The sequence below is a fragment of the Stenotrophomonas sp. Bg11-02 genome (assembly GCF_002836635.1).
GTDB lineage: Bacteria > Pseudomonadota > Gammaproteobacteria > Xanthomonadales > Xanthomonadaceae > Stenotrophomonas > Stenotrophomonas lacuserhaii.
Genome location: NZ_PJAY01000051.1, coordinates 1 through 24,098 on the forward strand (window position 1 = coordinate 1; position 24,098 = coordinate 24,098).

The following is a 24,098-nucleotide window of genomic DNA, read 5'->3' on the forward strand; positions in this document are numbered from 1 at the left end:
ACGATCGCGGCAGCGTCAGATGTGTATACGGGACAGCCAAACACACAGCCCCACAGCCTCTGCTGTTGCCGTTGCTTCAAAGAAGCAGGGTGCCGGGGCGCAGCCCCGGCAACCACAACCCCTTACAGGGATTCGAAGATGCCCGCCGCGCCCATGCCGGTGCCGATGCACATCGTCACCATGCCGTACTTCTGCTGGCGACGACGCAGGCCATGCAGCAGGGTCGCGGTACGGATCGCACCGGTCGCGCCCAGTGGGTGACCCAGCGCAATCGCCCCGCCCAGCGGGTTGACCTTGGACGGATCCAGGCCGCAATCGCGGATCACCGCCAGCGACTGCGCGGCGAAGGCTTCGTTGAGCTCGATCCAGTCCAGCTGGTCCTGGCTCAGGCCGGCCTGCTTGAGGGCCTTGGGAATCGCGGCGATCGGGCCGATGCCCATCACTTCCGGGCGTACACCGGCCACGGAGAAACTGACGAAACGCGCCAACGGGGTCAGGCCGTAATCCTTGATCGCCTGCTCCGAGGCCAGCAGTACCGCACCGGCGCCATCGCTCATCTGCGAGGAGTTGCCGGCCGTCACCGTGCCACCGAACTGGCCGTTGCGGAACACCGGGCGCAGCTTGGCCAGGCCTTCGGCGGACGAATCCGGGCGCGGGCCTTCATCGGTGTCCACCACCTTGTCGCGGGTGATGATGCGGCGGCCGTCAGCCAGGTCCGGCTGGCGGGTGCGCACGTCGTAGGGACTGATCTCGTCCTTGAACTCGCCGTTCTGGATCGCCGCGATCGCCTTCTGGTGCGAGGCGAGGGCAAAGGCATCCTGCTCCTCGCGCGACACCTTCCATTCCTCGGCGACCTTCTCGGCGGTGATGCCCATGCCATAGGCGATGGCGACGTGATCGTTGTCGAACACGCTCGGTGCCATCGCGATCTTGTTGCCCATCATCGGCACCATCGACATCGACTCGGTGCCACCGGCCAGCATCAGGTCCGAATTGCCCAGGCGGATCTGGTCGGCGGCCATCGCCACCGCCTGCAGGCCGGAGGAGCAGAAGCGGTTGACGGTCTGCGCAGCGATGGTGTCCGGCAGGCCGGCCAGCAGCACGCCGATGCGGGCCACGTTCATGCCCTGCTCGGCCTCGGGCATGGCGCAGCCGATGATCGCATCGTCGATGCGGTTGACGTCGATGCCCGGCGCCTGCGCGACCACGGAGCGGAGTACATGGGCCAGCATGTCATCGGGGCGGGTATTGCGGAACACGCCCTTGGGCGCCTTGCCCACCGGAGTACGGGTGGCGGCGACGATGTAGGCGTCCTGGATTTGCTTGGTCATTGCAGTGATCTCTCGAAATTTTTAGCAGGAGTGCCGACCAACGGTCGGCACCCACCGAAAGCAGGGAGGGGCGATCAATTGCGCAGCGGCTTGCCGGTCTTCAGCATGTGCGCGATGCGGGCCTGGGTCTTCTCCTGCTGGGCCAGTTCGACGAAGTGCTTGCGCTCCAGGGTCAGCAGCCACTCTTCGTCCACCAGCGTGCCGCGATCCACTTCGCCACCGCACAGCACGGTAGCGATGCGCACGGCGATCTCGTAGTCGTACGGGCTGATGAAGCGGCCTTCCAGCATGTTGACCAGCATCATCTTGAAGGTGGCGATACCGACGTCGCCGGCGACCTGGATGCGGCGCGCCGGCATCGGCGGGCGATAGCCGCCTTCGGCCAGTGCGCGCACCTCGGCCTTGGCGATGTACAGCGCCTCGTGGCTGTTGAACACCACTTTGTCGGTGGCCCGCATCAGGCCCAGTTCCTTGGCGTTGACGGCCGAGTTGGACACCTTGGCCATCGCCACGGTTTCGAAGGTCTTCTTCAGTTCGGCGAACACATCACCGCCCGGACCGGCTGCCTGCGAAGCACGCACCGCCAGTTCCTTCAGGCCACCGCCGGCGGGCAGCAGGCCCACGCCGGCCTCGACCAGGCCGATGTAGCTTTCCAGCGACGCCACGCTCTTGGCGCTGTGCATCTGGAACTCGCAGCCACCCCCCAGTGCCAGGCCGCGCACGGCGGTCACCACCGGCACCAGCGAGTACTTGATCGCCTGGCTGGTGCGCTGGAAGTTGTGCACCATCTCTTCGAACTGCTCGACCTTGCCGGCCTGCAGCAGGCCCAGTGCGCCGGCCAGGTCGGCACCGGCGGAGAAGGGTTCCTTCTGCTGCCAGATCACCAGGCCCTGGAAGCCCTGCTCGGCGCGCTTGATCGCTTCCTGCAGGCCGTCAAGCACGTGGTCGGAAACGGTGTTCATCTTGGTCTTGAAGCTGACCACCGCGATGCCGTCGCCGTCGTGCCACATGCGCACGCCGTCGTTTTCGAACACGGTTTCGCCCGGGGCGAACGTCTCGCCCAGCAGCGGATCGGGGAAGCGCTGGCGCTGGTACACCGGCAACGCCGAGCGCGGCAGCTTGGCATTGCGCGACGGGCTGTAGCTGCCCTCGGCGGCGTGCACGCCATCGCGGCCGTCGAACACCCAGTCCGGCAGCGGCGCGCTGCTCATGCTCTTGCCCGCCACGATGTCATCGGCGATCCACTGCGCGACCTGCTTCCAGCCGGCGGCCTGCCAGGTTTCGAACGGGCCCAGCGACCAGCCGTAGCCCCAGCGGATGGCCAGGTCGACGTCGCGCGCGGTCTCGGCGATGTCGGCCAGGTGGTAGGCACTGTAATGGAACAGGTCGCGGAAGGTCGCCCACAGGAACTGCGCCTGCGGGTGCTGGCTCTCGCGCAGCTTGGCGAACTTCTCGGCCGGGTTCTTGATCTTCAGGATCTCGACCACTTCCGGGGCGGCGCTGCGGTCGGCCGGGCGGTAGTCCTGTTTTTCCAGGTCCAGCACCACGATGTCCTTGCCGACCTTGCGGAAGATGCCGGCGCCGGTCTTCTGGCCCAATGCGCCCTTGGAAATCAGCGCGTCCAGCCACTTCGGCGACTTGAAGAACTCATGCCACGGATCATTCGGCAGGGTGTCGCCCATGGTCTTGATCACGTGCACCATGGTGTCCAGGCCGACCACGTCGGAGGTGCGGTAGGTCGCCGACTTCGGGCGGCCGACCAGCGGGCCGGTCAGGCCGTCGACTTCGTCGAAGCCCAGGCCGAATTCCTGCGTGTGGTGGATCGTGGACAGGATCGAAAACACGCCGATGCGGTTGCCGATGAAGTTCGGGGTGTCCTTGGCGTACACCACGCCCTTGCCCAAGGTGGTGACCAGGAACGCTTCCAGCGCTTCCAGCACCGCCGCATCCGTGGAGGTGGCGGGGATCAGTTCGGCCAGGTGCATGTAGCGCGGCGGGTTGAAGAAATGCACGCCGCAGAAACGGTGGCGCAGCTGCTCGGGCAGCACGTCGGCCAGCTTGTTGATGCCCAGCCCGGAGGTGTTGGAGGCCAGCACGGCGTGGTCGGCCACGAACGGGGCGATCTTCTTGTACAGGTCCTGCTTCCAGTCCATGCGTTCGGCGATGGCCTCGATGATCAGGTCGCAGTCGCGCAGCTGCTCAAGCCCCGTTTCGTAGTTGGCCGGGGTGATCGCTTCGGCGTAGGACTTGCTGGCCAGCGGGGCCGGGCTCAGCTTGGTCAGGTTGGCGATTGCCTTGATCACCACGCCATCGGCGGGACCTTCCTTGGCGGGCAGGTCGAACAGCACGGTGTCGACACCGGCGTTGGTGAGGTGGGCGGCGATCTGGGCACCCATGACGCCGGCACCCAGCACGGCGGCGCGGCGGACTGGCAGGGAATTGGACATGTCGATAAGCCTTGGTTGGTCAGCAGTTACTGGGTGGAAAGGGAGGGGGCAGGGGTCGAAGGCGTGGGGCTGCCTTCGCTGCGTGCCGCGGCGCGGAAACCGGCCTCGGCGAAGTGGATGAGTTCCTGGGCGGCCTGTGCACGATGGGCTTCTTCGGTGACACCGGCGGGACGCTTGATCAGGCCGAAATCGGCCATGGCGTAGGTCAACGAGCCGGCCAGGAAGTCCAGCCGCCAGTACAGCTCCTCCTTGCTCAGGCCCGGCACGCAACCGGCGATGGCGCGGCCGAAATCGCGCAGCACATGCCCGTAGTGGTCGGAAAGGAAGCGGCGCAGGTTGTCGTTCTTTTCGGCGTAGGCGCGCGCGATCACCCGCACGAAGGCGCCACCGCTCTGGCGGTCCTGGGCCATCGCCAGCGCCGGTTCGACGAAGGCGGCCAGCACCGGCCGCAGCTCGCCCGGGTGGTCACTGCGGGCCCTTTCCAGCTGGCCCATGCGCGCGGCGGTCATTTCGTCCATGCGCCGGCGGAACACCTCGTTGACCAGGTTTTCCTTGGAGCCGAAGTGGTAGTTGACCGCCGCGATGTTCACGTCCGCCTGGGTGGTCACCTGGCGCAGCGAGGTCCCGGCAAAGCCATGCAGCGCGAACAGCTCTTCGGCAGCGCCGAGAATGCGGTCCTTGGTGGAGAAGTGGGCGGGTTTGGCCATGGGGTGGGACAGGTTCAATCAAACGATTGTTTGATATTAGACCCGCCCACGGTCCAGTGCATTGTGCGCCGCAGCATATTGATGCCTGCGTTCATCCCTGTGTATTACATGAATGGCCAGGGCTACCGTGGCGGGGAGCGAGGCGTTACAATCCGCGCACGTTTATCAGGCTAAGCCCGCGTTTTGACGCGGGTTTTTTTCATGTTACCCTCGGGCCTTGAGTGGCCCGGACTTTCGGAGATACCACCATGGCGCTGGAGCGCACCCTTTCGATCATCAAGCCGGACGCCGTTGCCAAGAACGTCATCGGTGAAATCTACGCCCGCTTCGAGAAGGCTGGCCTGAAGGTCGTCGCCGCCAAGTACAAGCAGCTGTCGCGCCGCGAAGCCGAAGGCTTTTACGCCGTGCACCGCGAGCGTCCGTTCTTCAACGCACTGGTCGAGTTCATGATCTCCGGCCCGGTGATGATCCAGGCCCTGGAAGGCGAGAACGCCGTGCTGGCCCACCGTGACCTGCTCGGTGCCACCAACCCGAAGGAAGCTGCGCCGGGCACCATCCGCGCCGATTTCGCTGAATCCATCGATGCCAACGCCGCCCACGGCTCGGACTCGGTCGAGAACGCCACCAACGAAATCGCTTATTTCTTTGCCGCTACCGAAGTGGTTTCCCGCTAAGAGGTCGACGTGAACGAGGTCGTACAGACACCCGCCATCCAGCCGCTGCCGAAGTCGGCACCCACGGCTGGCAAGCAGAACCTGCTCGACCTCGATCGCGCGGGCCTGGAGCGCTTTTTCGTCGAGAAACTGGGCGAACAGAAGTTCCGGGCCCACCAGGTGATGAAGTGGATCCACCATCACTACGTCACCGACTTCGATGAGATGACCGACCTCGGCAAGAACCTGCGCGCCAAGCTGCAGGAACATGCCGAGGTCCTGGTCCCGAACATCGTGTTCGAAAAACCGTCCGCCGACGGCACCCACAAGTGGCTGCTGGCGATGGGCACCGATGGCAAGAACGCCATCGAGGCGGTCTACATCCCGGACAAGAACCGCGGCACGCTGTGCGTGTCCTCGCAGGTCGGCTGCGCGCTGAACTGCACCTTCTGTTCGACCGCCACGCAGGGCTTCAACCGCAACCTTTCCACCGCCGAGATCATCGGCCAGGTGTGGGTGGCCGCGCGCCACCTGGGCAACATCCCGCACAAGCAGCGTCGCCTCACCAACGTGGTGATGATGGGCATGGGCGAGCCGCTGATGAATTTCGACAACGTCGTGCGTGCCATGAGCGTGATGCGCGATGACCTGGGCTACGGCCTGGCCAACAAGCGGGTGACGCTGTCCACCTCCGGCCTGGTGCCGCAGATCGACCGCCTTTCCACCGAAAGCGACGTGTCGCTGGCCGTTTCGCTGCATGCGCCGACCGACGAGCTGCGCGAGACGCTGGTGCCGCTCAACAAGAAGTACCCGATCGCCGATCTGATGGCCTCCTGCGCGCGCTACCTGCGCGCCAACAAGCGCCGCGAATCGGTGACCTTCGAATACACCCTGATGAAGGGGATCAACGACCAGCCCGAGCACGCCCGTGCACTGGCCCGTCTAATGCGCCAGTTCGACAACGCGGTGCAGGCCAAGGGCTCGGGCAAGATCAACCTGATTCCGTTCAATCCGTTCCCGGGCACCCGCTACGAGCGCTCGGACGATGTGCAGATCCGCGCGTTCCAGACCATCCTGCTGGACAGCAACGTGCTGACCATGGTGCGTCGCACGCGCGGTGATGACATCGATGCGGCGTGTGGCCAGTTGAAAGGGCAGGTGATGGATCGCACCCGCCGCCAGGCCGAGTTCAACAAGACGCTCGACAAGGCCATCAAGGAAGGCGCCGGGCGTGATGCAGCGGCCTGACCGCGCATCGACGCTGGCCCTCGCTGCGCTGTGTGCGTTGGCGCTGGCCGCCTGCAACAGCGGCTCCAAGGGCGTCAAACTGCCCAAGGCGCAACTGGCGGTGGCGCCCACCTACGTGGCCCAGGATGACGGTCGTATCCGCAAGCTGCACCAGTACCAGAGCCAGCTGACCCTGGCCGGCTCGGACTTCGGCACCGGCAAGCTGGACTCTGCGGAGAAGCGCGCGCGTGCCGCGCTCAAGCTCATGCCCGATCGGCCCGACGCGCTGCTGCTGCTGGCCGCCATCGCCGACCGTCGGGGCGAGGGTCCGCGTGCCGGTGAGCTGCTGCAGCGCGCCGTAGCACAGGCCCCCGAGCGCGGCGACGTATTGAACAACTACGCGGCCTGGATGTGTGATCACGGCAACGCCGAAGCGTCGCTCGGCATGTTCGAGCGCGCCATCGCAGCGCCCGGTTATTCCAGTCCCGGCGTCGCCTTGTCCAATGCCGGTGCGTGCGCGCTCCGTGCCAAGCAGCCGGTGCCTGCCGAGCGCTACCTGCGCGCGGCGCTCGCACAGGACCCGCGCGATGCCCAGGCATTGGATGCCATGGCCCAGCTTTCCTTCGACAATGGCCGTTACATGGAAGCGCGCGCGTTCTCCGAGCGCCGGCTCGCGGCTGCACCGCCAACGCGTTCCGTGTTACAACTGGCGTCGCAAATAGAGACGCGACTGGGTGATCAGCGAGCCGCTGAGCGCTACCAGCAGCGGATTCGACAGGAATTTCCGCAGGAAGCGGACCTCAATTCCAAGGGTTGAAGCACTGTGACTGACAACCAGACCGTGAACGCTTTCGAGACGGCCGCCGGCTGTGGCCAACGCCTGCGCCAGGCCCGTGAAGCGGCAGGACTGACGCTTGATGATGTGGCCCAGCGCCTGCACATGCCGGCGCAGGTGGTGCGTTCACTGGAAGAAGAACAATGGCAGCGGCTCGGTGCGCCGGTATTCGTCCGCGGCCAGCTGCGCAGCTATGCGCGCCTGCTGGGCGTGGACGTAGGCGAGGTGCTGGAACAGGCGCAGGTCGGCCCGATCGTTCCGCCCACCCTGGTCAGCCATACCCATACCCCGCGTGCGCGCCGCATTGCCGAAAGCGTTGGCCGGCGTCTGCTGTACGTGGGCATCACCGCCGCGCTGGCGGTGCCGGTCTGGTTCGCCACCCGCAGCCATCTGGATGCAGATGGCCAGGGGCCGAGCACGGCCTCGCTGGATGTGATTCCGGCCACCGTCGCCGTGGCTCCGCCGCGCAACGACGATCCGGCCACCACCGGCGTTGCTGCCCCGGCCGTCGCGCCGGCGCGTCCTGTCACGCAGCCGTACGTGGCCTCGCTGACGCCGGTGCCGCGGCCTGCGGCGCCCAGCGAACCGGCCACGACCAAGGGCGCACTCGGCCTTCAGTTCAGCGGTGACAGTTGGGTGGAGATCACCGCGCCGGATGGCAGCACGGTGGAAAAGGCGTTGATCCAGGCCGGCCAGTCGCGCAGCTTCACTCCGGGCCAGGTCGGCCGGGTGGTGCTGGGCAATGCCGCGCAGGTGCAGGTTCAGCAGAACGGCGCCATCATCGACCTTGGCCCGTATCGGCGAGCCAACGTCGCACGCTTTACGGTATCCTCTGAGGGCTCCGTGGTCCCGGTTTCAAACTGAGGCCCGGACCGGAATCCACAACCCATTGAACAGTCCTCCCCGGCGAGCTTGTCTCCGGCTCGGGTAGGGCGAGAGTACGCATGGCGATCGACGACCTGCTCGACGAGCACGAACAAAGTGAACGCGTCCGCACCTGGCTGCGGAAGAATGGCCTGAGCATCATCGGCGGCGTAGTGATCGCCGTGGGTGCCATCTGGGGCTGGGGCTACTGGCAGCAGGAGCACGGCAACAAGCTGGCTTCGGCCAACGTCGAATACCAGAAGGTGCTCAAGGGTATCCAGGAAAACAAGCTCGACGACGCCGGCAAGGCGGTCAAGGCGCTCGACGCCGGTCCGTCCAACATCTATTCCGAACTGGCTGCCCTGCAGCTGGCCAAGGCGCAGGTGGAAGCGGGCAAGGATGAAGACGCGCTGGCGACCCTGCGCGCGGTGAAGGTGGAAGGCGACCTCAAGCAGGTCGTGGACCAGCGCATCGCGCGCCTGCTGGTGGCCACCGGCAAGGGCAGCGAAGCGATCACCCTGCTGGGCAACGCCGCCGATCCCGGTTCGCTGGAAATCCACGGCGATGCCCTGATGGCCACCGGCAAGCGCGATGAAGCGCGTGGGCAGTATGAGAAAGCGCTGAAGACGCTGGACGTGGCAGCGCCGCAGCGGCGCCTGCTGGAAACCAAGTTGATGGACGCCGGCGGCACCGTCGCGGCGACTGAGGAGTCGGTGTAATGAGTCAGATGGTCATCCTCAAGCGGGTTGCCACGGTTGCCATGCTCGGCATGGCGCTGTCCGGTTGCAGCACGGTCAAGGGCTGGTTCGCCGGCAAGGACGCCGAAGCCAAGAAACTGCAGGAGCCGGTGGAACTGGTGAAGTTCGACGCCACCGTCAAGGTCGACAAGCTGTGGACGGTCAACCTGGGCAAGGGCGAGGATCGCATCGGCGTGCGCCAGGGTCCGGCAGTCGCCGACGGCCGCGTGTATGCCGCTGCCATCACCGGCGGCGTGCATGCCATCGACCTGCAGACCGGCAAGAAGGTCTGGACCTATGAGCCGGCCAAGGAAAAGAAGAAGCCCAAGCTGCGCCTTTCCGGTGGTCCGGGCGTGGGCGAGGGCCTGGTGGTCATCGGCACGCTGGACGGCCAGGTGATCGCGCTGGATGCCGCTGATGGCACCGAAAAGTGGCGCGCAAGGGTGCCGGGCGAAGTGATCTCGGCCCCGGCCGTCGGCCAGGGCATGGTGTTCGTGCGCAGCAATGATGGCCGCATCACCTCCTTCGACGCCACCAACGGCACCCAGCGCTGGTTCAACCCGCGCGAACTGCCGATGCTGACCGTGCGCGGCAACGCGCCGGTGGTGCAGGGCCCGGGCGTGGTGTTCGTCGGCAACGATGACGGCACCCTGGCTGCGCTGGGCGCGGCTGATGGCCGCACCCTGTGGGACCAGGTGGTCGGCAACCCGGAAGGGCGCACCGAGCTGGATCGCATGTCCGACGTGGACGGTGCGCCGGTGCTGGAAGGCAACACGCTGTACGCCAGCAGCTTCAAGAACCAGACCATCGCCATCGAAGGTCCGACCGGGCGTCCGTTGTGGACGCGCGACCACGGTGGAGCAGGCGGCGTCACGCTGTCCTCGTCCTACGTGATCGTCACCGACAACCAGGGCGGTGTGTTCGGCCTGGACAAGCAGAGCGGTGCGGCCAGCTGGTCGCAGACCGGCCTGGCCCGGCGCCAGCTGACCGGCCCGGCCCTGCAGGGCGATTACGTGGTCGTCGGCGATCTCGACGGCTACGTTCACTGGCTGCAACAGTCCGATGGCGCGATGGCCGCCCGGGCAAAGACCGGCGGGACCGTCAAGGCCCAACCGATAGTCGCCGACGGGGTCCTGCTGGTGCAGAACATCGAAGGCAAGCTGACCGCTTTCCGGTTGGCCAATTAATCACGGAGTAAACGCGATGCTGCCCCTGGTCGCCCTGGTCGGACGGCCGAATGTCGGCAAGTCCACAATCTTCAATGCGCTCACGCGCACCCGCGACGCGCTGGTCCATGACCAGCCCGGCGTGACCCGTGACCGCAACTACGGTGTCTGTCGCCTGGATGAGGACAATCACTTCCTGATCGTGGATACCGGCGGCATCGCCGAACAAGAAGAAGGCCTGGCCGGCGCCACCGCGCGCCAGGCCCGTGCCGCCGCCGAAGAGGCCGATCTGATCGTCTTCGTAGTCGATGCGCGCGATGGCACCTCTTCGCTGGACGACGACATCCTGGCCTGGCTGCGCAAGCAGCAGCAGCCGAAGGTGCTGCTGATCAACAAGATCGACGGTACCGACGAGCACACCGTGCGTGCGGAGTTTTCGCGCTACGGCTTCAGCGAGATGCTGACCGTCTCGGCGGCGCATCGCCAGGGTCTGGACGATCTGCTGGAGGAAATCGTCGAGCGCCTGCCGGAAGAGGGCAGCGCCGAAGAGATGGACAACGATCCGAACCGCGTGCGCATCGCCTTCGTCGGCCGCCCCAACGTGGGCAAGTCGACGCTGGTCAACCGCATCCTCGGCGAGGAACGGATGATCGCCTCGGAAGTGCCGGGCACCACTCGCGATTCGATCTCGGTGGACCTGGAACGCGAGGGCCGCGACTACCGTCTGATCGACACCGCCGGCCTGCGCCGTCGTGGCCGCGTGGACGAAGCCGTGGAGAAATTCTCGGTCGTCAAGACCATGCAGGCCATCGAACAGTGCCAGGTCGCGGTGCTGATGCTGGACGCGCATGAAGGCGTGACCGACCAGGACGCCACCGTGCTCGGCGCGGTACTCGATGCCGGGCGTGCATTGGTCATCGCGATCAACAAGTGGGACGGACTGACCGACTACCAGCGTGAGCAGGCAGAGACCCAGTTGTCGCTGCGGCTGGGCTTCGTGCCGTGGGCCGAATCGGTGCGCATCTCGGCGATGCACGGCTCCGGGCTGCGTGAGCTGTTCAACGCGATCCACCGCGCTCACGATTCGGCGAACCACCAGTTCAGCACCAGCGAAGTGAACCAAGCGCTGGAAATGGCCTACACCGCCAATCCGCCGCCGACCATCCGTGGGCATGTGTCCAAGCTGCGTTACGTGCATCCGGGCGGAGCCAACCCGCCGACCTTCATCGTGCACGGCACGCGCCTGAAGGAACTCTCGGAGACCTACAAGCGCTACCTGGAAAACTTCTTCCGCAAGCGTTTCAAGCTGGTCGGCACGCCGGTGCAGTTCATCTTCCGCGAGGGTACCAACCCGTACGAAGGCAAGAAGAACCCGCTGACCGAACGCCAGGTCAAGGCCAAGCGCCGCCTGATGAAGCACGTCAAGGGCCGCTGACCCGGTAGCGCCGACCCATGGTCGGCGAGCGCAGCGGCAGTGTGCGGAGAGATTCCGCCGAGCATGGCTCGGCGCTACCAAGCCAACCCCCGGTAGCGCCGAGCCACGGTCGGCGAGCGCAGCGGCAGTGTGCCGACCTGATGCGCATGGCCGATAATGCGGCCATGCGCATCCTCGAAATCTCCCCCGAACTCGCCCTGCAGCGCCTTTCCGAAGGCGCCGTGCTGATCGACGTACGCCAGCCGCTCGAGCGCGCCGGCGGCATGGCCGAAGGCGCACGCGGCATCACCCTGGCTGACCTGCAGGCCGACCCGGCCGCGCACCTGCCCCAGCAGGATCAAGACATCCTGCTGATCTGCCAGACCGGCAAACGCTCAGCCGATGCTGCGCTGTTCCTGCACGCGGCGGGTTATGCGAACGTCGCCTCGGTAACCGGCGGCACCGTGGCCTGGCGTGCGCAGCAACTGCCGCTGGTGCAGCCGCCAAGCTCTGCCGAAGACCGTGATTTCTTCGACCGCTATTCCCGCCAGCTGCTGCTGCCGCAAGTGGGTGAGGCCGGCCAGCGCAAACTGCAGCGTTCACGCGTGCTGGTGCTCGGCGCGGGCGGGCTGGGCTCGCCGGCCGGCTTCTATCTGGCCGCCGCCGGAGTAGGGCAGCTGCGCTTCGTCGACGACGACCGCGTGGAGCGCAGCAACCTGCACCGGCAGATCGTGCATACCGAAGCCGGCGTCGGCCAGTTCAAGGTCGACTCGGCGCGCGAGCGCCTGCTGGCGCTGAATCCCTCCATCACCGTCGAAGCCATCACCGAGCGTGCCACCTCGGCCAACATCGACGCGCTGATGGAAGGCGTGGACGTGGTGCTGGATGGTTCGGACAACTTCCCGCTGCGCTACCTGCTCAATGATGCGTGCATCAAGCACGCCGCGCCCTTGGTATACGCGGCCATCGAGCGCTTCGACGGCCAGGTGAGCGTGTTCGATGCCGGCCGCCAGCGCGGTGTGGCGCCGTGCTACCGCTGCCTGTTTCCCCAGCCCCCGCCGCCGGAGTTCGCCCCCAACTGCGCCGAAGCCGGCGTACTGGGCGTTCTACCGGGCCTGGCCGGCGTGCTGCAGGCCACCGAGGTGCTGAAGCTGCTTCTGGGCATCGGCGAGCCGCTGACCGGACGACTGCTGCGCTTCGATGCACTGGAAATGCGCTTCCGCGAAACCCGGCTGTCGCCGGATCCACACTGCGCGGTCTGCGCCCCCGGTCGGGATTTCCCCGGCTACATCGATTACGCCGCGTTCTGCGCCGGTCGCTGATCCGCCCGCTGCGCTCGCCGAGCGTGGCTCGGCGCTACAGAGGCACCAATCTGGCACGCAGTGCCGTGCCACCGGTAGCGCCGACCCATGGTCGGCGAGCGCAGCGGCAGCCGTACGTTCGCAGTGCCAGATGGAACGACATGGCGATGAATTTATCGCCCGTTTCATCCGCGGAACAATGAACCGCAACCCACGTGCTATTGATTGCCTCCTGCATGCCCTATCGTTGACGCACTTCAACGCATCACAGGAATGGCCGCATGGCGGTGGAAGCAGCTGCAAGCAGTGAACTGGTCAAGGTCGTCGCCCTGTTGGGCGCGGCAGTGGTGATGGTGCCGTTGTTCCGGCGTTTCGGCCTCGGGTCGGTGCTGGGGTACTTCACTGCCGGCCTGGCGATCGGGCCGTTCGGGCTGGGCTGGTTCTCCGATCCGCAGGCAATCCTGCACACCGCCGAACTCGGCGTGGTGATGTTTCTTTTCGTGATCGGCCTGGAGATGCGGCCCTCGCACCTGTGGAGCCTGCGCAAGGAAATCTTCGGCCTGGGCACCGCACAGATCCTTACCTGCGCGATCGTGCTGACCCTGGTGGCCAAGCTGTTCGGGCTGCCCTGGCAGGTGGCCTTCATCGGCGCCACCGGCTTCGTGCTGACCTCCACCGCGGTGGTGATGCAGCTGCTGGCCGAGCGCGGTGACATCGCCCTGCCGCCCGGCCAGAAGATCGTCTCCATCCTGCTGTTCGAAGACCTGCTGATCGTGCCGCTGCTGGCGCTGGTGGCCTTCATGGGCCCCTCGGCCGGCAGTGCCGGTGGCGAAGGGTCGCGCTGGCTCTCGGTGGCCATCGGTGCCGGCGCGGTGGTCGGCCTGGTGCTGGTCGGGCGCTTCCTGCTCAATCCGTTGTTCCGCATCCTCGCCGCCGCCAAGGCGCGCGAAGTGATGACCGCCGCTGCGCTGCTGGTGGTGCTCGGTGCGGCATTGCTGATGCAGCTGTCCGGGTTGTCGATGGCCATGGGCGCCTTCCTGGCCGGCGTGCTGCTCAGCGAATCCACGTTCCGGCACCAGATCGAAGCGGACATCGAACCGTTCCGCGGCATCCTGCTGGGGCTGTTCTTCCTCAGCGTGGGCATGGCGCTGGACCTGGGCGTGGTGGCGCGCAACTGGCCGCTGATCGTAGGCCTGGTGCTGGCGCTGATGGTCGCCAAGGCCCTGTGCATCTATGCAGTGGCGCGGGTGATGGGCAGCAGCCATGCGCAGGCACTGGACCGTGGCGTGGTGATGGCGCAGGGCGGCGAGTTCGCCTTCGTGCTGTTCGCCGCGGCCGCCAGCGCCGGTGTCATCGACGTGGACATCAATGCCAACTTCACCGCCGTGGTGGTGCTTTCGATGGCGCTGACACCCCTGGTGGTGCTGGCGCACAAGCGCTTTGCCGCGCCTGCGGTAGTCAGCATGGAAGGTGTCGAGACGGCCGAAGGCCTGTCCGGCAGCGTGCTGCTGATCGGCTTCGGTCGCTTCGGCCAGGTCGCCAGCCAGTCACTGCTGGCGCGCGACGTGGACGTGACCATCATCGACAACGACGTGGAGATGATCCACAGCGCCGAGCGCTTCGGCTTCAAGATCTATTACGGCGATGGCACCCGGCTGGACGTGCTGCATGCCTCCGGTGCGGCCAGCGCCCGGGCGATCGCGGTGTGCGTCAACGATGCCGCCGAAGCCGACCGCATCGTCGAACTGGTCTCGCATGAGTTCCCGCAGGCCAAGCTGCTGGTGCGCTCGTTCGACCGCGAACATTCGCTGCGGCTGATCCACGCCGGCGTCGATTTCCAGATCCGCGAAACCTTCGAATCGGCAGTGATGTTCGGCCAGGCGGCGCTGATGGAGCTCGGCGCCGTCGAGGACGACGCGCGCGATATCGCCGAGCAGATCCGCGAGCGCGACGCCGAGCGCCTGCAGCTGGAAATGGCCGGTGGCGACCTCCGCGCCGGTGCCCACATGGCCTTCGGCAGCTCGCTGCCGGGCGTGCCCACGCCGACCCCGTTCACCGTGCCCAAGCGCCAGTCGCGCACGCTGAATGCCGATCAGGTGCCGCCGGACGCCTGAGCGGCCGTCACTACCGGGCCTGAATCAGGGACAATAGCCATCCCCGCCGCTCCACGCCTGCTTCGATGACCCTGCCAACCGACGCCTCCCATTCCGCCCGCATCCTCGACGGCCGCCGCATCTCCGAAGCGCTGCTGGACAGCCTGAAGGTGCGCGTAGACGCCCGTGTCGCCGCCGGTGGCAGCCGTCCCGGGCTGGCCGTGGTGCTGGTGGGCGGCGACCCGGCGTCCACCGTGTACGTGCGCAACAAGCGCCGTGCGGCGGAGAAGGTCGGCATCGAGGCGCATGATTTCGATCTCCCCGCAGGCACCAGCGAAGCCGAGCTGCTGGCGCTGATCGATAAGTTGAATGCGGACCCGAAGATCCACGGCATCCTGATCCAGCTGCCGCTGCCCGGCATTCCCGACGCGCGCCGGCTGATCCAGCGCATCGATCCGCGCAAGGACGTGGACGGTTTCCACCCGGAGAACGTCGGCCACCTGGCGCTGCGCGAGTTCGGCCTGCGCCCGTGCACCCCGCGTGGCATCACCACGCTGCTGGGCCACACCGACCAGCCCGTGCGCGGCCGCAATGCCACCATCGTCGGGGTCAGCAACCATGTCGGCCGGCCGATGGGACTGGAGCTGCTGATCGCCGGCTGCACGGTGACCAGCTGCCACAAGTTCACCCCCAAGGACGTGCTGGAACAGGCCGTGCGCAACGCCGACATCCTGGTGGTGGCGGTCGGCCGCCCGGGCATCGTCCCGGGTGAATGGGTCAAGCCCGGTGCGGTGGTGATCGATGTGGGCATCAATCGGCTGGACGACGGCCGGCTGGTCGGCGACGTCGGCTTCGAAGCGGCCGCAGAGCGCGCCAGCTGGATCACCCCGGTCCCCGGCGGCGTCGGCCCGATGACCGTGGCCACGCTGATGCAGAACACCCTGGAAGCGGCCGAAGCGTTCGTCTGAGGCCGCCCGGTGGGTGACGGAAGGGTAGCGCCGACCCATGGTCGGCGAGCGCAGCGGCGCCTTTCGCCCTACACCCACCGGCGCGACACTGCGTCGCATCTACCCCCTGCCGCTCGGCCGACAAACAGGGTAAAATGACGCGCTTCCCCACATCTCGGGTATGCCGATGCTGCGCATCCAGGCTGAAGCTCTCACCTACGACGACGTCTCGCTCGTCCCCGCCCACTCGATCATCCTGCCCAAGGATGTCAGCCTGGAAACCCGGCTGACGCGCGACCTGCGGCTGAAGCTCCCGATCCTGTCCGCTGCGATGGATACCGTCACCGAAGCACGCCTGGCCATCGCCATGGCCCAGCTCGGCGGCATGGGCATCATCCACAAGAATCTGAGCGTGGAACAGCAGGCCGCCGAAGTGGCCAAGGTCAAGAAGTTCGAAGCCGGCGTCATCCGCGATCCGATCACCGTCGGGCCGGAAACCACCATCCGCGACGTGCTGGCGCTGACCCAGGCGCGCAACATCTCCGGCGTGCCGGTGGTGGACGGCGGCCAGCTGGTGGGCATCGTGACCCACCGCGACATGCGCTTTGAAACCGAGCTGGACGATCCGGTCCGCCACATCATGACCAAGAAGGATCGCCTGATCACGGTCAAGGAAGGCGCCGCATCCGAAGAAGTGCAGCTGTTGCTGCATCGCAACCGCATCGAAAAGATCCTGGTGGTCAACGATGATTTCGCCCTGCGTGGCCTGATCACCGTCAAGGACATCCAGAAGAACACCGATTACCCGAACGCTGCCAAGGACTCCGCCACGCGCCTGCTGGTGGGTGCCGCGGTCGGCGTGGGCGGCGATACTGATCGCCGCGTGGAAGCGCTGGTTGCCGCCGGCGTGGACGTGCTGGTGGTGGACACCGCGCACGGCCATTCGCAGGGCGTGCTGGACCGCGTGCGCTGGGTCAAGAAGCACTTCCCGCAGGTGCAGGTGGTCGGTGGCAACATCTGCACCGGCGAAGCCGCACTGGCGCTGCTGGATTGCGGCGCGGACGCGGTGAAGGTCGGCATTGGTCCGGGCTCGATCTGCACCACGCGCGTGGTTGCCGGTGTCGGCGTACCGCAGATTACTGCCATCGATCTGGTCGCCGAGGCGCTGCAGGATCGCATCCCGCTGATCGCCGACGGTGGCATCCGCTACTCCGGTGACATCGGCAAGGCGCTGGCCGCCGGTGCCTCCACCATCATGATCGGCGGCCTGCTGGCCGGCACCGAGGAATCGCCCGGCGAAACCGAGCTGTTCCAGGGCCGTTCCTACAAGAGCTACCGCGGCATGGGCTCGCTGGCGGCGATGGAAAAGGGGTCCAAGGACCGCTACTTCCAGGACGCTTCCAGTGCCGACAAGCTGGTGCCCGAAGGCATCGAAGGCCGCGTGCCGTATCGCGGCCCGGTCGGTGGCATCATCCACCAGCTGATGGGCGGCCTGCGCGCCACCATGGGCTACGTGGGCTGCGGCACGGTTGAAGACATGCGCAGCAAGCCGAAGTTCGTCAAGATCAGCGGCGCCGGCCAACGTGAGAGCCACGTCCACGACGTGCAGATCACCAAGGAACCGCCGAACTACCGCGCCTGAGGCCGGACGCAGCAAGAGGAACGAGGAAGCAGATTCCCGTTCCTCTTTCTACATCCGCCGCTGGTTGCGCCTTCGTACTCCGTTATTCCTCCTGCATCGCCCGGGCATCATGACCAACATCCATACCGACAAGATCCTCATCCTCGATTTCGGCGCGCAGTACACCCAGCTGATCGCCCGCCGCATCCGCGAGCTCGGTGTCTACTGCGAAATCTGGGCGTGGGACCACAACCCGGCCGACATTGCCAGCTTCGGGGCCAAGGGCATCATCCTGTCCGGTGGCCCGGAATCGACCACCCTGCCGGGCGCGCCCGCCGCGCCGCAGGAAGTGTTCGACAGCGGCCTGCCGGTGTTCGGCATCTGCTACGGCATGCAGACCCTGGCCGCGCAGCTGGGCGGTGAAACCGAAGCGGCCGACCAGCGCGAATTCGGCCACGCCGAAGTCAACATCGTCGCCCCGGATTCGCTGTTCGCCGGGCTGAGCGACCACCCGGGCGAGGCACGCTTGAACGTGTGGATGAGCCACGGCGACCACGTCTCCAAGGCACCGCCGGGCTTCACCATCACCGCCACCACCGATCGCATTCCAGTGGCCGCGATGGCCAACGAAGAAAAGCGCTGGTACGGCGTGCAGTTCCACCCGGAAGTGACCCACACCCTGCAGGGCCAAGCGCTGCTGCGCCGCTTCGTGGTGGACGTGTGCGGCTGCGAAACCCTGTGGACCGCCGCCAACATCATCGAAGACCAGATCGCCCGCGTGCGCGAACAGGTCGGCGATGACGAAGTGATCCTGGGCCTGTCCGGCGGCGTCGATTCGTCGGTGGTGGCCGCGCTGCTGCACAAGGCGATCGGTGACAAGCTGACCTGCGTGTTCGTCGATACCGGCCTGCTGCGCTGGCAGGAAGGCGACCAGGTGATGGCGATGTTCGCCGAGCACATGGGCGTCAAGGTGATCCGCGTGAACGCGGCCGACCGTTACTTCGCCAAGCTGGAAGGCGTGAGCGATCCGGAAGCCAAGCGCAAGATCATCGGCAACCTGTTCGTGGATATCTTCGACGAAGAGTCCAACAAGCTGAAGAATGCCAAGTGGCTGGCACAGGGCACCATCTACCCGGACGTGATCGAGTCGGCCGGCAGCAAGACCGGCAAGGCGCACGTGATCAAGAGCCACCACAACGTGGGCGGCCTGCCGGAGCACATGAAGCTGGGCCTGGTGGAGCCGCTGCGTGAGCTGTTCAAGGACGAAGTGCGTCGCCTGGGTGTTGAACTCGGCCTGCCGCGCAGCATGGTCTACCGCCATCCGTTCCCGGGCCCGGGCTTGGGCGTGCGCATCCTGGGCGAAGTGAAGCGCGAATACGCCGAACTGCTGGCCAAGGCCGATGCGATCTTCATTGAAGAACTGCGCAAGGCGGATCTGTACGACAAGACCAGCCAGGCGTTTGCGGTGTTCCTGCCGGTGAAGTCGGTCGGCGTGGTGGGTGACGCGCGGGCTTATGAGTGGGTGATCGCGCTGCGTGCGGTGGAGACGATTGATTTCATGACGGCGCACTGGTCGCACCTGCCGTATGAGTTTTTGGGTACGGTGAGTAACCGGATCATCAATGAGCTGCGGGGGGTATCGCGGGTTGTCTATGACATCTCGGGGAAGCCGCCGGCGACTATTGAGTGGGAGTGAGTTGAATGACAAAGGCGCCGAAAGGCGCCTTTGTTGTTTATGGTTGGCCCGTGCTGAGTAAAGCTGGTTACTTTCAGGACGATCAGGTTCGGGCAAGACCGCCGGATTTCGTGCAAAGCATGGATCGGCTCGCGGTCCGATGTGCCGAAGCGGCTGCCGGAGAACATGATGGTGCCGATAGTCAGCGCGGCTTTTTGATGCGAGGGGCCTTGCTTGGCAATCAGCGGCGTCTGGGACCGATGCGCTGATGCAGGCCATGACCACGCTGCGGCCTCAGCGCGTCGGCCCGATGCTGCGCCATTGCCTATCAAGGCCAAGCAGCTCAATGGGTGAAAAACCGTCTAGGGAGCACATCCACGCATGGGGTGGGATCGACTGAAGCTACACTCACCACCTACGCCAGACGGAAGCTCCCCCATGTTCACCGGAAAGGTCGCGGTGGTCACCGGCTCTACCAGCGGTATCGGTCTTGGTATCGCCACCGCGCTTGCGCGGCAAGGCGCCGACATCGTCCTGAATGGATTCGGCGATGCGCAGGAAATCGAAAGAATCCGTTCCAGCCTGGAAGCCGAATTCGGTGTGCGCGTAGCACATGATGGCGCCGACCTGTCGCGTGGCGAGGCGGTGAGGGAAATGATCGCCCATGCCGTTTCCAGAATGGGGCGCATCGACATCCTGGTGAACAACGCAGGCATCCAGCACACCGCGTCCATTGAGGAATTTCCCGTCGAAAAGTGGGATGCGATCCTCGCCCTGAATTTATCCGCAGTGTTCCACGCAACAGCGGCGGCGTTGCCCCACATGAGGCAGCAGGGATCTGGTCGCATCATCAACATTGCGTCGGTGCATGGATTGGTTGCGTCGGTGAACAAGTCCGCTTACGTAGCCGCGAAGCATGGCGTAGTGGGCTTTACCAAAGCGACGGCGTTGGAAACCGCGGGCACCGGCATCACCGCCAATGCCCTCTGTCCGGGTTGGGTGCGAACGCCGTTGGTCGAACAACAGATCACCGCGTTGGCGCAGCGGCAGGGAACCGACCAGGAGTCCGCCGCTCGCGCGTTGCTGGCCGAGAAGCAGCCCTCGCTGCAGTTCGTGACGCCCGGGCAGATCGGCGCGATGGTGGTCTTCCTGGCCTCGGATGCCGCAGCGCAGATGACCGGCACGTCGCTTCCGGTGGATGGCGGCTGGACAGCCCGCTAGCGGGCCGGCCGTGCCCGCCGCTGCACAGCGCCTGCTTAGCTGGGCTTGGCGAACACATCCAGCCCCTTGCCGGTTTCCAACAACGATTTCAGGCTCGACAACACGATCGGCCAGCCTTGGCGGATACCGGTATCCATCCCGCTGCCCACTTCCAGATCCTCGTGCGTCACCGTCAGCTTGACCATGTCCTCATACGGCACGATCTCGAACGTCACCCGGCTGTAGGCCTTGGGGTCATCTGCCTGCGAGGCGGCCGCCCAGGTGATCACCAGCCGCGAGGGCGGGGTACTTTCCACCACCTCGCCGACCAGTTCCACCTTGCGTTCGTCGTTGGCGCGCACATGCTGCCAGCGCGAACCGGGCGCCCAGTCCGATACGTTTTCGTGCCCCCAGTAAGCGCGTGCGATCTCCGGCCGGGTGATGGCCTCGAACACTTTCTGCGGCGTGGTCGCGATGTAGATCACGTGGATGAAACGGGTGGATTCTGCGGTCATCGTCATTCTCCTTCCAGTTCCTGTTTGAGGTCATGCAGCAGGCTCAGGTGCTGCTGCTCGAACTTGCTTACCCAGCGCGTATAGACATCGTGCAGCGGCACCGGATTGATGAAGTGCAGTTTCTCGCGGCCGCGCCTGACCGTGCTGATCAGGTTGGCTTCTTCCAGCAGGCCCAAGTGCTGGGTCACCGATTGCCGGGCCATCTGCAGGTGCTCGCAGAGCTGCCCCAGCGTTTGCCCGTTGCGCTCGCACAGCAGGTCCAGCAGCGTCCTGCGTGTGGGGTCGGCCAGGGCCTTGAATACTCTGTCTACATCCATCGGCGATCTTCAGTTCCAGTTGTCGATCTTGACGTCGTGCGGGCTCGGCTGGCCATGTCCGGTTTCCAGCAGGGCCTTCAGGCTCATCAGGAAGATGGCCCACTTGGTACTGCAGTGGTGCATGAACTCCACGCGTTCTTTCCAGCCTTCGTGGCTGAACAGCACGATGCAATAGTCGCCGTGCTGGTGCAGGGCGAAGCGCGCGGTGGTGCCGATCCATTCCGCTGGGCCGTCGATGAACTCCCACAGCACCAGGTCGTTGGGCTGCAGTTGCAGCAGCGTCATCTGCATGGCGCCGATTTCCGTGTCATCGGTGGTGAAGCGGGCGGTGACCGTGCCGCCCACGTGGCGATCGCCGGCGGTGCCTTCGGCCCACCACGCTGCAATGCCTTCCGGCGTGGCAAGGGCCTGGTAGACCTGGGCCGAGGGGGCCCTGATGCCGACCCTGTGTGCGATATCCACCATGGCAACGCCTCCGCGATGGGCGGCGGGCGCCGTCCGTGCGGACACAATAGGCAGGTAAATGCCTGCATGTCAAATGGGACGGGGTGGCCCAGGTTTGCCGGCCAGCGGCCGACACTACCGCCGGGTTTCGTGTTTCACTTCGACCCGCAACTGCAGCCCAAGCGCCCGTGTCACTTGGAACAGGGTGACCACGTAAAGCGGAAAGGCACCGTTCAACTGCCGCCGCAGTGTCGCCGGGCCCACGCCGCACGCCTTCGCCACCTCATCCATTCCATCCTTTTCCGCGACATGCAGCAGCGCGCGGCAAATCCTGGCTTCATCGCACGCCTCCATCCCAAAACGGTCATCGAGAAACGCTGCAAGCCGCGCAGCGCGCGCCTGTGGGCCGTTCACCATCGGTCCTCCAAACTCTGCGCCGATCACTGGGTGGACTCCATTCCAGCCGTCACTGATTTGATCATTTCGCGGCCACAGATGATCAGGCCCTCCACCGCATCGTCGGTGATGCGGGCCTCAGGATGGTCTTCGGGGCGGGTCGCGTGCACCGCGTCGAGGATCTCCAGCACCACCGCCACGGCCTGCAGTGTGCGGACGTGCGCGGTCGCATCCCGCAGCGGGTTCGGTTCGACACCGTCGTCAGGTGAGCGCAGTGGCGCGTCTTTCCTGACAGGCGGTACCAGGTGCAGGTACACCACCTCCGCGCTGCGTGTCCGGGACTGCTCGGACGCTTCGAGCTTCCGTTCCAGCCGTTCGATGAAGTAGGGCGGGAACTCGCTGATCTTTTCGCCGATGAGGGCGTACAGACGCTTGGCGCTGAGGGGATAGTCGGTATCCATCGGTCGTCCTTCGCATGGGCGGAGAAGCGCTCGGTGGGTGACGACCGTTGGTCGTCACGTTTTTTTGGGGGGGGGCGGGGGAGCGTGACGACCAACGGTCGTCACCCACCAGAGTGGGTCGTCACCCACCAGAGTGGGTCGCCACCCACCAGAGTGGGTCGCCACCCACCAGAGTGGGTCGCCACCCACCAGAGTGAGGCGTCACCCACCATGGCAGGGGCTCCCTTGGCGACCAGCGGTCGTCACTACCAGGCAGGGCGTCACGCTTCACGATGCAGTGGCTATACCGCGCCTATGTCGATCATCTCGGGCACGAAGGCGAGGTCGGTGGCGGGGCTGCCGGCCCTCTGCATCGGCACCAGTTGCAGCGTCAGTGATCCAGGCCTTGGCAGACCATTCTGACCGAGTTTCTTCAATGCGCTGGTCAACTCCACGGAATAGCAATGCCCGTGACTGCCCATGCTCTGGTGGGCCTTGTTGCCGAAGAAGTTGATCGAGGTGACGTAGTGCGGGTCGGTGGTCGGCGTGCGCGGTCCGGCAGTTGGCAGGTTGATGAAGACGCGCACGGAGTGCAGGTTGATGCCGACCCGGGTGCCTCGCAGGACGGCGAAGACGCGGTTGCCGCTGGAAGCTGACGCCGACGGGACGCTGAGCACAGTGCTCAACGGCGCGGACGGTTTCGCAGCGCCGATGTTCCCGGTACGTGCCCGGGGGATGACGGTGGTCGCGGCGGGATTGAACAGGGCCTTGAAGCGGGTTTCATCCGCATTGGCCTGCGTCTGGCTCCGCGTGGCGCGCGCAGTAACCCGGCTGTCATCGTACTTGTAGCCCAGGTCCGCAGGGCGCCGCAACTTGTCAACCCGGACGCTATAGCGCTGGCCATCCAGGCGCAGGAAATGATTGGGAAACACCATGTCCAGCCAGAGCGGGTCGGTGGTGTTGACATGCCCCTGCAGGATCCAGTTCTCCCAGATCCGGTCTACGTTGGCATGGTGCAGGAAGAACAGCGGGTCACGCGCGGCGGCGGGGAAACCCATGTAGCCGTTCACCTCATCGTGGACGTAATTGTGCGGACCCGATTCCAGCTGTGAAATGGCGCCGCGCCGGCCCAGCCATGCAGGCGATAGGTTGTTCTGGGCCTGCGGTGGCGTGACGCTTTCATCGAACGGGCGGCCCCCGCCGAAGTTCTCCAGGATGGTGGCGTTGAGCACTCCGCGTACTTTGTCCAGTCCTGTTTCGGCGGTCGGCAGGTTGGGAGCCGGCTTCCTTACCTGGCGCATATCGTCGCCAGCAAAGGGAGAGAAGAGGGGGTTGGGCTTGCCTTTGTAGAGCGGGGCGGTAAATGCAGGCGGGTACGTCCGCTGGGTCGACCAGTCCCAGTAGGGCATGGCGAACCGGGTGTATCCGGTCATCGCGATGACGGCTTTCTCGTACATGTCCAGATACGCCCGGTGCCAGGGCAGGAAGTACCAGTTGCCGTGCTGGCAGTGATTGAAGCTGAAGGAACCGCCATGGATGTCGGCGAACTTGATCCAACTGGTCGCATTGGACTGGTTGCGGCCACGCATTTGTTCAACAAATGACCTGTATGCGACGAGGTCAGGGTCGTCCAGGGACATGTTCGCGATATTGCGGCGCACCCTGAGGTTCTGTTGTGCCGAGGCACCTTTCGAGCCTGCCAGTCCGCTTGCCAGGGCCAGCGCGGAAGCGGTTCCCACCATCATCGATCTTCGGTTAAGCACGTTCT

At 65.6% G+C, this 24,098-nt stretch carries 23 protein-coding genes; 14 read left to right on the forward strand and 9 right to left on the reverse strand.

The window, feature by feature from the left end; translation table 11 throughout:
• Nucleotides 1-122: 122 nt before the first annotated feature.
• The 3 genes from CXG43_RS05500 to CXG43_RS05510 form a co-directional block, all read right to left on the reverse strand.
• Entirely contained in the window at nt 123-1,331 is a 1,209-nt protein-coding gene (locus CXG43_RS05500) for an acetyl-CoA C-acyltransferase (protein ID WP_101099041.1), read from the reverse strand.
• A 74-nt stretch (nt 1,332-1,405) separates the two neighbouring features.
• Nucleotides 1,406-3,778: a 3-hydroxyacyl-CoA dehydrogenase/enoyl-CoA hydratase family protein gene (locus tag CXG43_RS05505; protein ID WP_101099042.1), complete on the reverse strand. Its 2,373-nt coding sequence runs from the start codon at nt 3,776-3,778 to the stop codon at nt 1,406-1,408.
• 26 nt (nt 3,779-3,804) lie between these two features.
• Nucleotides 3,805-4,485 carry a TetR family transcriptional regulator gene (locus tag CXG43_RS05510; RefSeq protein WP_101099043.1) on the reverse strand — a complete coding sequence of 227 codons (681 nt, stop codon included), beginning with the start codon at nt 4,483-4,485 and terminating at the stop codon, nt 3,805-3,807.
• A gap of 248 nt (nt 4,486-4,733) precedes the next feature.
• On the opposite strand from CXG43_RS05510, the gene ndk reads away from it, so the two are divergent.
• From ndk to CXG43_RS05575, 14 genes are all read left to right on the forward strand, one after another.
• Nucleotides 4,734-5,159, forward strand: a complete 426-nt coding sequence (gene ndk / locus CXG43_RS05515; protein ID WP_042615376.1) for a nucleoside-diphosphate kinase — start codon at nt 4,734-4,736, stop codon at nt 5,157-5,159.
• A gap of 9 nt (nt 5,160-5,168) precedes the next feature.
• On the forward strand, nt 5,169-6,386 hold the full coding sequence (gene rlmN / locus CXG43_RS05520; protein ID WP_042615375.1) for a 23S rRNA (adenine(2503)-C(2))-methyltransferase RlmN: 1,218 nt from the start codon (nt 5,169-5,171) through the stop codon (nt 6,384-6,386).
• The gene (locus CXG43_RS05525; protein WP_101099044.1) at nt 6,373-7,182 is read left to right on the forward strand and encodes a tetratricopeptide repeat protein; all 810 of its coding nucleotides are present in this window, start codon (nt 6,373-6,375) and stop codon (nt 7,180-7,182) included. The genes rlmN and CXG43_RS05525 overlap by 14 nt, the downstream gene beginning before the upstream one ends.
• Nucleotides 7,183-7,188: 6 nt before the next feature.
• Nucleotides 7,189-8,064 (forward strand): RodZ domain-containing protein, encoded by an 876-nt coding sequence (locus CXG43_RS05530; RefSeq protein ID WP_101099045.1) that lies wholly within the window; start codon nt 7,189-7,191, stop codon nt 8,062-8,064.
• 80 nt (nt 8,065-8,144) lie between these two features.
• Complete coding sequence (locus CXG43_RS05535; protein ID WP_101099046.1) at nt 8,145-8,783, forward strand: tetratricopeptide repeat protein; 639 nt, start codon at nt 8,145-8,147, stop codon at nt 8,781-8,783.
• Nucleotides 8,783-9,988, forward strand: coding sequence for an outer membrane protein assembly factor BamB (gene bamB / locus CXG43_RS05540; protein WP_101099047.1), 1,206 nt, complete (start codon nt 8,783-8,785; stop codon nt 9,986-9,988). The genes CXG43_RS05535 and bamB overlap by 1 nt, the downstream gene beginning before the upstream one ends.
• 16 nt (nt 9,989-10,004) lie before the next feature.
• Nucleotides 10,005-11,402, forward strand: a complete 1,398-nt coding sequence (der, locus tag CXG43_RS05545; RefSeq protein WP_101099048.1) for a ribosome biogenesis GTPase Der — start codon at nt 10,005-10,007, stop codon at nt 11,400-11,402.
• Nucleotides 11,403-11,548: 146 nt separating this feature from the next.
• Entirely contained in the window at nt 11,549-12,703 is a 1,155-nt protein-coding gene (moeB, locus tag CXG43_RS05550) for a molybdopterin-synthase adenylyltransferase MoeB (protein ID WP_101099188.1), read from the forward strand.
• 260 nt (nt 12,704-12,963) lie between these two features.
• A complete protein-coding gene (locus CXG43_RS05555) occupies nt 12,964-14,796 on the forward strand; it encodes a monovalent cation:proton antiporter-2 (CPA2) family protein (RefSeq protein ID WP_101099049.1) in 1,833 nt (610 codons plus the stop codon).
• 65 nt (nt 14,797-14,861) lie between these two features.
• Complete coding sequence (folD, locus tag CXG43_RS05560; RefSeq protein ID WP_101099050.1) at nt 14,862-15,743, forward strand: bifunctional methylenetetrahydrofolate dehydrogenase/methenyltetrahydrofolate cyclohydrolase FolD; 882 nt, start codon at nt 14,862-14,864, stop codon at nt 15,741-15,743.
• A gap of 166 nt (nt 15,744-15,909) precedes the next feature.
• Nucleotides 15,910-17,364 (forward strand): IMP dehydrogenase, encoded by a 1,455-nt coding sequence (guaB, locus tag CXG43_RS05565; RefSeq protein WP_101099189.1) that lies wholly within the window; start codon nt 15,910-15,912, stop codon nt 17,362-17,364.
• A gap of 109 nt (nt 17,365-17,473) precedes the next feature.
• Nucleotides 17,474-19,039 carry a glutamine-hydrolyzing GMP synthase gene (gene guaA, locus CXG43_RS05570; RefSeq protein ID WP_101099051.1) on the forward strand — a complete coding sequence of 522 codons (1,566 nt, stop codon included), beginning with the start codon at nt 17,474-17,476 and terminating at the stop codon, nt 19,037-19,039.
• A 5-nt stretch (nt 19,040-19,044) separates the two neighbouring features.
• The gene (locus CXG43_RS19050) at nt 19,045-19,287 is read left to right on the forward strand and encodes a hypothetical protein (RefSeq protein WP_157825198.1); all 243 of its coding nucleotides are present in this window, start codon (nt 19,045-19,047) and stop codon (nt 19,285-19,287) included.
• Between the two features lie 169 nt (nt 19,288-19,456).
• The gene (locus CXG43_RS05575) at nt 19,457-20,239 is read left to right on the forward strand and encodes a 3-hydroxybutyrate dehydrogenase (RefSeq protein ID WP_101099052.1); all 783 of its coding nucleotides are present in this window, start codon (nt 19,457-19,459) and stop codon (nt 20,237-20,239) included.
• A 35-nt stretch (nt 20,240-20,274) separates the two neighbouring features.
• Here the strand turns inward: CXG43_RS05575 and CXG43_RS05580 are convergent, their stop codons facing one another.
• The 6 genes from CXG43_RS05580 to CXG43_RS05605 all read right to left on the reverse strand — a co-directional run bounded on the left by CXG43_RS05580 (nt 20,275) and on the right by CXG43_RS05605 (nt 24,075).
• Nucleotides 20,275-20,733 carry an SRPBCC family protein gene (locus tag CXG43_RS05580; protein ID WP_101099053.1) on the reverse strand — a complete coding sequence of 153 codons (459 nt, stop codon included), beginning with the start codon at nt 20,731-20,733 and terminating at the stop codon, nt 20,275-20,277.
• A 2-nt stretch (nt 20,734-20,735) separates the two neighbouring features.
• Entirely contained in the window at nt 20,736-21,050 is a 315-nt protein-coding gene (locus CXG43_RS05585; RefSeq protein ID WP_101099054.1) for a metalloregulator ArsR/SmtB family transcription factor, read from the reverse strand.
• Nucleotides 21,051-21,059: 9 nt separating this feature from the next.
• A complete protein-coding gene (locus tag CXG43_RS05590; RefSeq protein WP_101099055.1) occupies nt 21,060-21,515 on the reverse strand; it encodes an SRPBCC domain-containing protein in 456 nt (151 codons plus the stop codon).
• 114 nt (nt 21,516-21,629) lie between these two features.
• The gene (locus tag CXG43_RS05595) at nt 21,630-21,938 is read right to left on the reverse strand and encodes a hypothetical protein (RefSeq protein WP_101116309.1); all 309 of its coding nucleotides are present in this window, start codon (nt 21,936-21,938) and stop codon (nt 21,630-21,632) included.
• Complete coding sequence (locus CXG43_RS05600; RefSeq protein WP_101099057.1) at nt 21,935-22,351, reverse strand: hypothetical protein; 417 nt, start codon at nt 22,349-22,351, stop codon at nt 21,935-21,937. The genes CXG43_RS05595 and CXG43_RS05600 overlap by 4 nt, the downstream gene beginning before the upstream one ends.
• Before the next feature lie 281 nt (nt 22,352-22,632).
• Nucleotides 22,633-24,075 (reverse strand): tyrosinase family protein, encoded by a 1,443-nt coding sequence (locus CXG43_RS05605; RefSeq protein WP_101099058.1) that lies wholly within the window; start codon nt 24,073-24,075, stop codon nt 22,633-22,635.
• Nucleotides 24,076-24,098 lie beyond the last annotated feature (23 nt).

Coding starts and splice junctions, on each gene's coding strand:
- CXG43_RS05580 (WP_101099053.1), bottom strand. CDS start 20,733: ATGACCGCAGAATCCACCCGTTTCATCCACGTGATCTACATCGCGACC.
- folD (WP_101099050.1), top strand. CDS start 14,862: ATGACCCTGCCAACCGACGCCTCCCATTCCGCCCGCATCCTCGACGGC.
- CXG43_RS05510 (WP_101099043.1), bottom strand. CDS start 4,485: ATGGCCAAACCCGCCCACTTCTCCACCAAGGACCGCATTCTCGGCGCT.
- CXG43_RS05605 (WP_101099058.1), bottom strand. CDS start 24,075: ATGATGGTGGGAACCGCTTCCGCGCTGGCCCTGGCAAGCGGACTGGCA.
- CXG43_RS05585 (WP_101099054.1), bottom strand. CDS start 21,050: ATGGATGTAGACAGAGTATTCAAGGCCCTGGCCGACCCCACACGCAGG.
- CXG43_RS05505 (WP_101099042.1), bottom strand. CDS start 3,778: ATGTCCAATTCCCTGCCAGTCCGCCGCGCCGCCGTGCTGGGTGCCGGC.
- CXG43_RS05535 (WP_101099046.1), top strand. CDS start 8,145: ATGGCGATCGACGACCTGCTCGACGAGCACGAACAAAGTGAACGCGTC.
- guaA (WP_101099051.1), top strand. CDS start 17,474: ATGACCAACATCCATACCGACAAGATCCTCATCCTCGATTTCGGCGCG.
- der (WP_101099048.1), top strand. CDS start 10,005: ATGCTGCCCCTGGTCGCCCTGGTCGGACGGCCGAATGTCGGCAAGTCC.
- bamB (WP_101099047.1), top strand. CDS start 8,783: ATGAGTCAGATGGTCATCCTCAAGCGGGTTGCCACGGTTGCCATGCTC.
- CXG43_RS05555 (WP_101099049.1), top strand. CDS start 12,964: ATGGCGGTGGAAGCAGCTGCAAGCAGTGAACTGGTCAAGGTCGTCGCC.
- CXG43_RS05525 (WP_101099044.1), top strand. CDS start 6,373: ATGCAGCGGCCTGACCGCGCATCGACGCTGGCCCTCGCTGCGCTGTGT.
- ndk (WP_042615376.1), top strand. CDS start 4,734: ATGGCGCTGGAGCGCACCCTTTCGATCATCAAGCCGGACGCCGTTGCC.
- CXG43_RS05590 (WP_101099055.1), bottom strand. CDS start 21,515: ATGGTGGATATCGCACACAGGGTCGGCATCAGGGCCCCCTCGGCCCAG.
- moeB (WP_101099188.1), top strand. CDS start 11,549: ATGGCCGATAATGCGGCCATGCGCATCCTCGAAATCTCCCCCGAACTC.
- guaB (WP_101099189.1), top strand. CDS start 15,910: ATGCTGCGCATCCAGGCTGAAGCTCTCACCTACGACGACGTCTCGCTC.
- CXG43_RS05600 (WP_101099057.1), bottom strand. CDS start 22,351: ATGGATACCGACTATCCCCTCAGCGCCAAGCGTCTGTACGCCCTCATC.
- CXG43_RS05500 (WP_101099041.1), bottom strand. CDS start 1,331: ATGACCAAGCAAATCCAGGACGCCTACATCGTCGCCGCCACCCGTACT.
- CXG43_RS19050 (WP_157825198.1), top strand. CDS start 19,045: ATGACAAAGGCGCCGAAAGGCGCCTTTGTTGTTTATGGTTGGCCCGTG.
- CXG43_RS05575 (WP_101099052.1), top strand. CDS start 19,457: ATGTTCACCGGAAAGGTCGCGGTGGTCACCGGCTCTACCAGCGGTATC.